The 9,734-nt window shown below is 68.9% G+C and carries 10 protein-coding genes; all 10 read left to right on the forward strand.

Annotation, left to right across the window (positions count from 1 at the left end):
- Positions 1-11: 11 nt before the first annotated feature.
- Positions 12-638 (forward strand): PaaI family thioesterase, encoded by a 627-nt coding sequence (locus A5744_RS19775; protein ID WP_076063892.1) that lies wholly within the window; start codon positions 12-14, stop codon positions 636-638.
- A 64-nt stretch (positions 639-702) separates the two neighbouring features.
- On the forward strand, positions 703-2,754 hold the full coding sequence (gene thrS / locus A5744_RS19780; RefSeq protein ID WP_076063894.1) for a threonine--tRNA ligase: 2,052 nt from the start codon (positions 703-705) through the stop codon (positions 2,752-2,754).
- Complete coding sequence (locus A5744_RS19785) at positions 2,751-3,314, forward strand: HIT domain-containing protein (RefSeq protein ID WP_076063896.1); 564 nt, start codon at positions 2,751-2,753, stop codon at positions 3,312-3,314. Before thrS ends, A5744_RS19785 begins: the two co-directional genes overlap by 4 nt.
- The gene (gene pgsA, locus A5744_RS19790) at positions 3,311-3,961 is read left to right on the forward strand and encodes a phosphatidylinositol phosphate synthase (RefSeq protein ID WP_076063955.1); all 651 of its coding nucleotides are present in this window, start codon (positions 3,311-3,313) and stop codon (positions 3,959-3,961) included. Before A5744_RS19785 ends, pgsA begins: the two co-directional genes overlap by 4 nt.
- Before the next feature lie 59 nt (positions 3,962-4,020).
- Positions 4,021-4,929 carry a phosphatidylinositol mannoside acyltransferase gene (locus A5744_RS19795; RefSeq protein ID WP_139331430.1) on the forward strand — a complete coding sequence of 303 codons (909 nt, stop codon included), beginning with the start codon at positions 4,021-4,023 and terminating at the stop codon, positions 4,927-4,929.
- The gene (locus A5744_RS19800; protein WP_076063899.1) at positions 4,929-6,053 is read left to right on the forward strand and encodes a glycosyltransferase family 4 protein; all 1,125 of its coding nucleotides are present in this window, start codon (positions 4,929-4,931) and stop codon (positions 6,051-6,053) included. Before A5744_RS19795 ends, A5744_RS19800 begins: the two co-directional genes overlap by 1 nt.
- Positions 6,053-7,081, forward strand: a complete 1,029-nt coding sequence (locus A5744_RS19805; RefSeq protein WP_076063901.1) for an NUDIX domain-containing protein — start codon at positions 6,053-6,055, stop codon at positions 7,079-7,081. The genes A5744_RS19800 and A5744_RS19805 overlap by 1 nt, the downstream gene beginning before the upstream one ends.
- A 45-nt stretch (positions 7,082-7,126) precedes the next feature.
- Entirely contained in the window at positions 7,127-8,044 is a 918-nt protein-coding gene (gene pdxS, locus A5744_RS19810; protein ID WP_076063903.1) for a pyridoxal 5'-phosphate synthase lyase subunit PdxS, read from the forward strand.
- Between the two features lie 44 nt (positions 8,045-8,088).
- Positions 8,089-8,934 (forward strand): acyl-CoA thioesterase II, encoded by an 846-nt coding sequence (gene tesB / locus A5744_RS19815; RefSeq protein WP_076063904.1) that lies wholly within the window; start codon positions 8,089-8,091, stop codon positions 8,932-8,934.
- 7 nt (positions 8,935-8,941) lie between these two features.
- Positions 8,942-9,538, forward strand: coding sequence for a pyridoxal 5'-phosphate synthase glutaminase subunit PdxT (pdxT, locus tag A5744_RS19820; RefSeq protein ID WP_076063906.1), 597 nt, complete (start codon positions 8,942-8,944; stop codon positions 9,536-9,538).
- The last annotated feature ends 196 nt before the right edge of the window (positions 9,539-9,734 follow it).

Genomic DNA, 9,734 nt, shown 5'->3' on the forward strand with positions numbered 1-9,734 from the left:
AATACGGTGTCCTGGTGGGCGGCGACCATCAGAAACACCCCGGCGGTGGATTCAACCCGCCCGAACCGACGGTCAAGGGCGGGCCCGACTACGGCCGGTTCGTCGATGCGGTACGCAAGCTGCAGGACCACGCCCGCGCCGTCGACGCGCCCGACGAGGTGATCGCCGAGGCGGCGGACCAACTGGAGAAGGTGTCGGCGCTGCTGGCTCCGTTCGACGGCGACGAATGGCGCTCACCGTCGGGCCGCCGGATGGATCTGCCCATGCGGGGCAACGTCCTGACGGTGCCCATGTCGGCGCGCAAGGGCGAGGACGGCCGGATCCACGGCTGGGCCCGCTTCGCCCGATTTCATCTGGGCCGTAACGGCGCAGTGCACGGCGGGGCGTTGGGGCTGCTGTTCGACACCGTGCTCGGGCTGACGTCGGCGGTGCTGACGGGAGGTCCCTATCAGCGCACCGCCTACCTCAAGATCGACTACCGCCACATCGTGCCGATCGAAAAGGAACTACAGATCGATGCCGGGGTCGACCGGGTGGACGGGCGCAAGATCTTCGTGTCGGGCCGATTAAGCGACGGCGACACCCTGCTGACCGAAGCCGACGCCCTGTTCGTGCGGCTCAAGCCTGGGCAGCCCTGATACTCCCACCCCGATAGCATTGCAACGATCAAGCACGCCACCCCAGCCTTGGAGACCCAACCCGATGAGTGCCCCCGCAAACCCAGCCCCAGCAGCCCCGATCCGGGTGCCTGCCGGGACGACCGCGGCTGCCGCGGTCGGTGAGGCGGGGTTGCCGCGCCGGGGGACTCCCGACGCGATCGTGGTGGTGCGCGACGCCGAAGGGAAGCTGCGTGACTTGAGTTGGGCACCCGACGCCGACGCCGAGGTCGTTCCGGTGGCGGCCAACACCGACGAGGGCCGTAGCGTCATCCGGCATTCCACCGCGCACGTGTTGGCGCAGGCCGTGCAGGACCTGTTCCCGCAAGCCAAGCTGGGCATCGGACCGCCCATCACCGACGGCTTCTACTACGACTTCGACGTGGCCGAGCCGTTCACTCCGGAGGACCTGGAGGCGCTGGAAAAACGGATGCGCCAGATCGTCAAGGACGGCCAGCTGTTTTCCCGGCGGGTCTACGAGTCCAAGGAGCAGGCGCGCGAGGAGCTGGTCAACGAGCCCTACAAGCTCGAACTCGTCGACGACAAGTCGGGTGACCCCGACGTCATGGAGGTCGGCGGCGACGAACTCACCGCCTATGACAACCTCAATCCCCGCACCCGCGAAAGGGTGTGGGGCGATCTGTGCCGCGGCCCGCACATCCCCACCACCAAGCACATCCCAGCGTTCAAGCTGACCAGAAGCTCCGCGGCCTACTGGCGCGGCGACCAGGAAAACGCCAGCCTGCAACGCATCTACGGCACCGCGTGGGAGTCGCAGGAGGCGCTCGAGCACCACCTGACGTTGATCGAGGAGGCCCAGCGCCGCGATCACCGGAAGCTGGGCGCCGAGCTGGATCTGTTCAGCTTTCCCGACGAAATCGGTTCCGGCCTAGCGGTTTTCCACCCCAAAGGCGGCATCGTGCGCAGGGAGCTGGAGGAGTATTCGCGGCGCAAGCACATCGAGGCCGGCTACGAGTTCGTCAACACCCCGCACATCACCAAAGCGCAGCTGTTCCACACCTCGGGCCACCTGGATTGGTACGCCGACGGCATGTTCCCGCCGATGCACCTCGACGCCGAATACAACGACGACGGAACGGTGCGCAAGCCGGGCCAGGACTACTACCTCAAGCCGATGAACTGCCCGATGCACACGCTGATCTTCGGTTCGCGTGGGCGCTCCTACCGCGAACTTCCGTTGCGGCTCTTCGAGTTCGGCACGGTGTACCGCTACGAGAAGTCCGGCGTGGTGCACGGGCTGACCCGCGCCCGCGGATTCACCATGGACGACGCGCACATCTTCTGCACCCGCGAACAGCTGCACGACGAGCTGGCTTCGCTGCTGCGCTTCGTGCTCGAGCTGCTCGGCGACTACGGGCTGGAGGACTTCTACCTGGAGTTGTCCACCAAGGACCCGGACAAATTCGTCGGCTCCGAACAAGTGTGGGAGGAGGCCACCGCCACGCTGGCCGACGTCGCCCGGGAGTCGGGCCTCGAACTGGTTCCTGATCCCGGCGGCGCCGCGTTCTACGGACCGAAGATCTCGGTGCAGGCCCGCGACGCGCTGGGCCGCAGCTGGCAGATGTCGACCATCCAGGTGGATTTCAACTTCCCGGAGCGCTTCGAGCTGGAATACACCGCCGCCGACGGGAGCCGGCGGCGCCCGGTGATGATTCACCGCGCGCTGTTCGGGTCGATCGAGCGGTTCTTCGGCATCCTCACCGAGCACTACGCGGGGGCGTTCCCGGCGTGGCTGGCACCCGTCCAGGTGGTCGGCATCCCGGTCGCCGACGAGCACATCGCCTACCTGGAAGAGGTTGCCGCCCAATTGAAGTCGCACGGGGTGCGGGTCGAAGTGGACGGCAGCGACGACCGGATGGCCAAGAAGATCGTCCACCACACCGGCCAGCGGGTGCCGTTCATGCTGCTGGCCGGCGACCGCGACGTGGCCGCCGAGGCGGTGAGCTTCCGCTTCGGCGACCGCACGCAGATCAACGGCGTGCCCCGCGACAGCGCGGTCGATGCGATCGTCAAGTGGATAGCCGATCGCGAGAACGCCGCTCCCACAGCGGAATTGGTGAAAGTGGTCGGGCCGTGAGCAGTCGGGAGGAAGCGGAGGACACCATCGTCGACACCGGCGTCGGCGAGAGTGATCACCTGCAGCGGTTATGGACGCCGTACCGGATGACCTACCTCGCCGAGGCGCCGATGAAGCGCGACAACGCCAACACCGAGCAGCCCTTCACCGACATCCCGCGGCTGCCCGACGAGGACGGCCTGGTGGTCGCCCGGGGCGAACTCGTCTACGCCGTGCTCAATCTCTACCCGTACAACCCCGGGCACCTGATGGTGGTGCCGTACCGGCGGGTCTCCGAGCTCGAGGACCTGACGGACGCGGAGAGCGCGGAGCTGATGGCGTTCACCCAGAAGGCAATTCGCGTCATCAAGAACGTGTCGCACCCGCACGGCTTCAACGTCGGGATGAACCTTGGCACATCGGCGGGTGGTTCCCTGGCCGAACACCTACACGTTCACGTGGTGCCGCGGTGGGGCGGCGACGCGAACTTCATCACCATCGTCGGTGGCGCCAAAGTGATTCCGCAGTTGCTGCGCGAAACGCGTCAGCTGCTGGCCACGGAGTGGGCCCGGCAACCATGAGCAAGGTGCACTTCCTGTCGCGGGCCGCGTTCACGCGGATCAGCACCCCGACGGCGCGGGCGTGTCTGCGGATGGGTTTGACGCCGGACGTCGTCACCATCCTGGGCACCGTCGTCGCGGTGGCGGGCGCGCTGGCGCTGTTCCCGATGGGCAAGTTGTTCGCCGGCACGCTGGTGGTCTGGTTCTTCGTCCTGTTCGACATGCTCGACGGCGCGATGGCCCGCGAGCGTGGGGGCGGCACCCGCTTCGGGGCGGTGCTCGACGCGACGTGCGACCGCATCAGCGACGGCGCCGTGTTCTGCGGGCTGCTGTGGTGGATCGCGTTCGGGCTGCACGACAAATTGCTGGTGGTTGCGACCCTGATCTGCCTGGTCACGTCGCAGGTGATCCCCTACGTCAAGGCCCGGGCCGAAGCCAGCGGGCTGCGCGGCGACGGCGGCATCATCGAACGCCCGGAGCGGTTGATCATCGTGCTGGTCGGCGCCGGGCTGTCGGATCTTCCGGTGTACCCGTTGCCGTGGGCGCTGCCGGTGGCGATGTGGCTGCTGGCCGCGGCCAGCCTCGTCACGTGCGTGCAGCGGTTGCACAGGGCGCGGAGTTCGCCCGGCGCGACCGATCCCATTCCGCCCGGAACGGGCCAGCCGTGATCGCCACCCCGGCCGGCCTGAAAGTCTTCGACCTGCCGCGCAGGTTCGCGGGCCGCTTGATGGGCCGGCACGCCAGCGACTGGGCGTACGCGGCGGGCTGGATGGCGGTGCGGGCCGTGCCGGAATTCGCCGCGCGCACCGCGTTCGACACCGGGGCGCGCTACGCGGCGCGCAATGGTGGGCCGGACCAGTTGCGCAAGAACCTGGCCCGCGTGATCGGCGTCGCGCCGGCCGACGTGCCCGACGAACTGATGCGCGCCTCGCTGGCCTCCTATGGCCGCTACTGGCGTGAGGCGTTCCGCCTGCCGACCATGAATCTGCCCGAACTGGCCCGCCGGCTGCACGATTCGGTCCGGGGGATCGACAACCTGGAAAAGGCCCTGGCCGCGGGCCGCGGGGTGGTAATGGCGCTGCCGCACAGCGGCAACTGGGACATGGCCGGCGTCTGGCTGGCCCACACCTTCGGCACTTTCACCACCGTCGCCGAGCGACTCGAACCGGAGTCGCTCTACAACCGTTTCATCGCGTACCGCGAAACGCTCGGCTTCGAGGTGCTGCCGCTGTCCGGCGGCGAACGGCCCCCCTTCGAGGTGCTGTGTGAACGGCTGCGGGACAACCGAGCCGTGTGCCTGATGGCCGAGCGCGACCTCACCCGCACTGGCGTCGAAGTCGAATTCTTCGGCGAAGCCACCCGGATGCCGGCGGGCTCGGCGAAGCTCGCGATCGCGACCGGGGCGGCCCTGTTGCCGGTGCACTGCTGGTTCGAGGACGGAGACGTTCAAGGCTGGGCAATTTCGATACACCCGGCGCTGGACTGCAGCAGCGGCGACGTGCGCGTCATCACCCAGGCGCTGGCCGACCAGTTCGCCGCGAACATCGCCGCTCACCCGGCCGACTGGCACATGATGCAGCCGCAATGGCTGGCCGATGTGTCCGATGCCCGGCGGGCGCGGCTGAAGGAAGCCTGATGCGCATCGGGATGGTCTGTCCCTACTCGTTCGACGTACCGGGCGGGGTGCAGTCGCACGTCCTGCAACTTGCCGAGGTGATGCGCGCCCGCGGGCACGAGGTCAGCGTGTTGGCGCCGGCGTCGCCGCACGTGTCACTGCCCGACTACGTCGTCTCCGCCGGGCGGGCCATCCCGATTCCCTACAACGGATCGGTCGCGCGGCTCCAGTTCAGTCCGGCGGTCCACGGCAGGGTCCGAAAGTGGCTCACCCAAGGCGAATTCGACGTGCTGCACCTGCACGAGCCGAATGCGCCCAGCCTGTCCATGTGGGCGCTGCGGGTCGCCGAGGGCCCGATCGTGGCGACGTTTCACACCTCGACCACCAAATCGCTGACGCTGTCGGTGTTTCAGGGTGTGCTGCGGCCCTGGCACGAGAAGATCGTCGGCCGCATCGCGGTGTCCGACGTGGCGCGGCGCTGGCAGATGGAGGCGCTGGGCTCCGACGCTGTGGAGATCCCCAACGGGGTCGACGTCGATTCCCTGGCCCATGCCGCGCCGCTGGACGGCTATCCGCGGCCGGGCAAGACGGTGCTGTTCCTGGGCCGCTACGACGAGCCGCGCAAGGGCATGTCGGTCCTGCTCGACGCGCTGCCCCGGGTGGTCGAGCGCTTTTCCGACGTCCAGCTGCTGATCGTCGGTCACGGCGACGAGGACGAATTGCGGGAACAGGCGGGCGAATTGGCGCAGCACATGCGTTTCCTCGGGCTGGTGGACGACGCCGGCAAGGCCGCGGCGATGCGCAGCGCCGACGTCTATTGCGCGCCCAACACCGGCGGCGAGAGCTTTGGCATCGTGCTGGTGGAGGCCATGGCCGCGGGCACCCCGGTGGTGGCCAGCGACCTCGACGCGTTCCGCCGCGTGCTGCGCGACGGCGAACTGGGCGGCCTGGTGCCGGTGGGCGACGCCGGCGCACTGGCCGACGCGCTGATCGAGGTGCTGGACGACGATGTGGTGCGGCAGCGCTATGTGGCGGCCGCGTCCGAGGCGGTCCGTCGCTACGACTGGTCGGTGGTGGCCAGCCAGATCATGCGGGTGTACGAGACGGTCGCCGGGTCGGGCGCCAAAGTTCAGGTGGCCAGCTGATGGTCTGGCTGATCGTCGCCGTTGTCGCGCTGGTCGTGGTGCTGGCGGTGTGCGCCGCGTGGGCCTATCAGCGGGCCACCCGGCTGGACCGCTTGAACGTTCGCTACGACCTGTCCTGGCAGGCGCTCGACGGCGCGCTGGCGCGGCGCGCGGTGGTGGCCCGCGCGGTCGCGATCGACGCCTACGGCGGGGCGCCGGAAGGTAGGCGCTTGGCCGCCCTGGCCGACGCCGCGGAACGCGCGCCCCGGCACGCGCGGGAGAACGCGGAAAACGAGCTCTCGGCCGCGCTGGCGATGGTGGATCCGGCGTCGCTGCCCGCGGGCCTGATCGCCGAGCTCGCCGACGCCGAGGCACGCCTGCTGCTGGCCCGCCGTTTCCACAACGACGCGGTGCGCGACACCCTCGCCCTGGCCGAGCGGCGCATGGTGCGCGCCTTGCGGCTCGGTGGAACGGCCGCGCTGCCAAGCTATTTCGAGATCGTGGAACGCCCCCACGCGTTGGCGCACAGCCACCACGGCGCGCCCAGCCACCGCACCTCCGCGCGGGTGGTGCTGCTCGACGAAACCGGCGCGGTGCTGCTGCTGTGCGGTTCGGATCCGGCGATCACCGACGGCAGCGCGCCGCGGTGGTGGTTCACCGTCGGCGGCGAGGTGCGCCCCGGCGAACGATTGGCCGAGGCCGCCGCCCGGGAGCTCACCGAGGAAACCGGCCTGCGCGTCGAGGCGGCCGACATGGTCGGGCCGATCTGGCGGCGCGACGAGGTGTTCGAGTTCAACGGCACCCTGATCGACAGCGAGGAGTTCTACCTGGTGCATCGCACGCGGCGGTTCGAGCCGTCCCTTGCGGGACGCACCGAGCTGGAACGCCGCTACATCCACGGCGCCCGGTGGTGTGACGCGAACGACATCGCGGAATTGACCGCGGCCGGCGAACAGGTCTACCCGCTGCAACTCGGCGAACTGCTGCCCGCGGCCCTCCGGCTGGCGGACGACGCCCGCAACCCCGGCGTGCTCGAGTCGATCCGCTGATCGCGAGAAAACCCGCTTGTCGCTGACCACTAGAGTGGAAGCGCAATGTCTGAGGAAAAGAAGAAGCCAGTGGAGTCGAATCAGGCCACGGGAACGGCCCGGGTCAAGCGCGGTATGGCCGAGATGCTCAAGGGCGGCGTCATCATGGACGTCGTCACCCCGGAGCAGGCCCGCATCGCCGAGGGCGCCGGCGCCGTCGCGGTGATGGCGCTGGAGCGGGTGCCCGCCGACATCCGCGCCCAGGGCGGGGTGTCGCGGATGAGCGACCCCGACATGATCGAGGGCATAATCGCCGCGGTCACCATCCCTGTGATGGCCAAGGCCCGCATCGGGCATTTCGTCGAGGCGCAGATCCTGCAGAGCCTCGGCGTCGACTACGTCGACGAGTCGGAGGTGCTGACCCCCGCCGACTACACCCACCACATCGACAAGTGGAAGTTCACGGTGCCGTTCGTGTGCGGCGCGACCAACCTCGGTGAGGCACTGCGCCGCATCAACGAGGGCGCGGCCATGATCCGCTCGAAGGGCGAGGCGGGTACCGGAGACGTCTCCAACGCGACCACCCACATGCGGGCCATCGGCGGCGAGATCCGACGGCTGACGTCGCTGTCCGAAGACGAATTGTACGTCGCCGCAAAGGAATTGCAGGCGCCCTACGAACTCGTCGTCGAGGTGGCCCGCGCGGGCAAGCTGCCGGTCACGCTGTTCACCGCGGGCGGGATCGCGACTCCCGCCGACGCGGCGATGATGATGCAGCTCGGCGCCGAGGGCGTGTTCGTCGGCTCGGGCATCTTCAAGTCGGGCGACCCCGCGGCGCGCGCCGCCGCGATCGTCAAGGCCACCACCTTCTTCGACGACCCCGACGTGCTGGCCAAGGTGTCCCGCGGCCTGGGCGAGCCGATGGTCGGCATCAACGTGGAGCAGATCGCGCAGCCGCATCGCCTCGCCGAACGCGGCTGGTAAAAAATAGCGATGAGCGCTTGCGCGAAGAGCCGACTTTCGTAGCCGTGGCGATCGAAGAGATCCTTGATCTCGAGCAACTCGAGGTCAACATCTACCGCGGCAGCGTGTTCAGCCCGGAATCCGGATTCCTGCAACGCACCTTCGGCGGTCACGTCGCCGGCCAGTCGTTGGTGTCGGCGGTGCGCACCGTCGACCCGCAGTACCAAGTGCACTCGCTGCACGGCTATTTTCTGCGGCCCGGGGACGCCCTGGCGCGCACGGTCTTCATCGTCGAGCGCACCCGCGACGGCGGCTCGTTTGCCACCAGGCGCGTCAACGCCATCCAGCACGGCGAGATCATTTTCAGCATGGGGGCGTCGTTTCAGACCGATCAGGAAGGCATCCACCACCAGGACCCCATGCCGGCCGCGCCGCCCCCCGACGGGCTGCCCGGGCTGAACTCGATCAAGGTCTTCGACGATGCGGGGTTCAAGCAGTTCGAGGAGTGGGACGTCTGCATCGTGCCGCGCGACCGGCTGCAGCTGTCGCCCGGGAAGGCCGCGCAGCAGCAGGTGTGGTTTCGCCACCGCGACCCGCTGCCCGACGATCCGGTGCTGCACATCTGCGCGCTGGCCTACATGAGCGACCTCACTCTGCTGGGCTCGGCGCAGGTGACCCACCTCGACGTGCGTGAGCACCTGCAGGTGGCGTCGCTCGACCACGCGATGTGGTTCATGCGGGCGTTCCGGGCCGACGAGTGGCTGCTCTACGACCAGAGCTCGCCGTCGGCCAGCGGCGGTCGCGCGCTCACGCAGGGCAAGATCTTCACCCAGACCGGCGAGATGGTCGCGGCCGTCATGCAGGAGGGGCTGACCCGCTATAAGCGCGGATTCCGGCCTTCTGAACAGTGAGGGCACAGTGAGCGCACCACGGGTCGGCGTGCTGGCGCTGCAGGGCGACACCCGCGAGCACCTCGCCGCGCTGCGCGAAGCCGGCGCCGATTCCATGCCGGTTCGCCGGCGCAGCGAGCTCGAGGCGATCGACGGCCTGGTCATTCCCGGCGGCGAGTCCACGACCATGAGCCACTTGCTGCTCGACCTCGACCTGCTCGAGCCGCTGCGGGCGCGGCTGGCCGACGGCCTGCCTGCTTACGGCGCGTGCGCCGGCATGATCCTGCTGGCCAGCGAGATCCTCGACGCCGGCGCGGGCGGACGCGAGGCGCTGCCGCTGCGCGCGATAGATATGACGGTGCGGCGCAATGCTTTTGGACGGCAGGTCGATTCGTTCGAGGGCGATATCGAGTTCGCGGGGCTCAACGGCCCGGTGCGGGCGGTGTTCATCCGCGCGCCGTGGGTCGAGCGCGCCGGTGACGGCGTGCAGGTGCTGGCCCGGGCCGCGGGGCACATCGTTGCGGTGCGGCAGGGCCGGATGCTGGCGACGGCTTTTCACCCCGAGGTGACCGGCGATCGCCGCATCCACCAGCTGTTCGTCGACATCGTCAACGGCCGGCACTGAAGCCCCGTCTGTCACTTGTTCACCCGAGGGCCGCGGCTAGGGATGTGCCCGCCTCAGAGCGACAATCCGGAGGATCTCCGGTGACCAGGCCCGATCCCCAGCCGTCCGGCTTGTCGCTGTGAGGCGGGCACATCCCTAGCCGCGGCCCTCGGGTGAACAAGTGACAGACGGGGCTTCAGTGCCGGCCGTTGACGAT

Origin of the sequence: Mycobacterium sp. IS-1264 (assembly GCF_001954195.1) — a bacterium.
Taxonomy (GTDB): Bacteria; Actinomycetota; Actinomycetes; order Mycobacteriales; family Mycobacteriaceae; genus Mycobacterium.

Excerpts from the sequence above, each read along its gene's own strand:
- thrS (WP_076063894.1), top strand. The coding sequence starts at position 703 with ATGAGTGCCCCCGCAAACCCAGCCCCAGCAGCCCCGATCCGGGTGCCT.
- A5744_RS19795 (WP_139331430.1), top strand. The coding sequence starts at position 4,021 with ATGGGCCGGCACGCCAGCGACTGGGCGTACGCGGCGGGCTGGATGGCG.
- A5744_RS19805 (WP_076063901.1), top strand. The coding sequence starts at position 6,053 with ATGGTCTGGCTGATCGTCGCCGTTGTCGCGCTGGTCGTGGTGCTGGCG.
- pgsA (WP_076063955.1), top strand. The coding sequence starts at position 3,311 with ATGAGCAAGGTGCACTTCCTGTCGCGGGCCGCGTTCACGCGGATCAGC.
- pdxS (WP_076063903.1), top strand. The coding sequence starts at position 7,127 with ATGTCTGAGGAAAAGAAGAAGCCAGTGGAGTCGAATCAGGCCACGGGA.
- A5744_RS19800 (WP_076063899.1), top strand. The coding sequence starts at position 4,929 with ATGCGCATCGGGATGGTCTGTCCCTACTCGTTCGACGTACCGGGCGGG.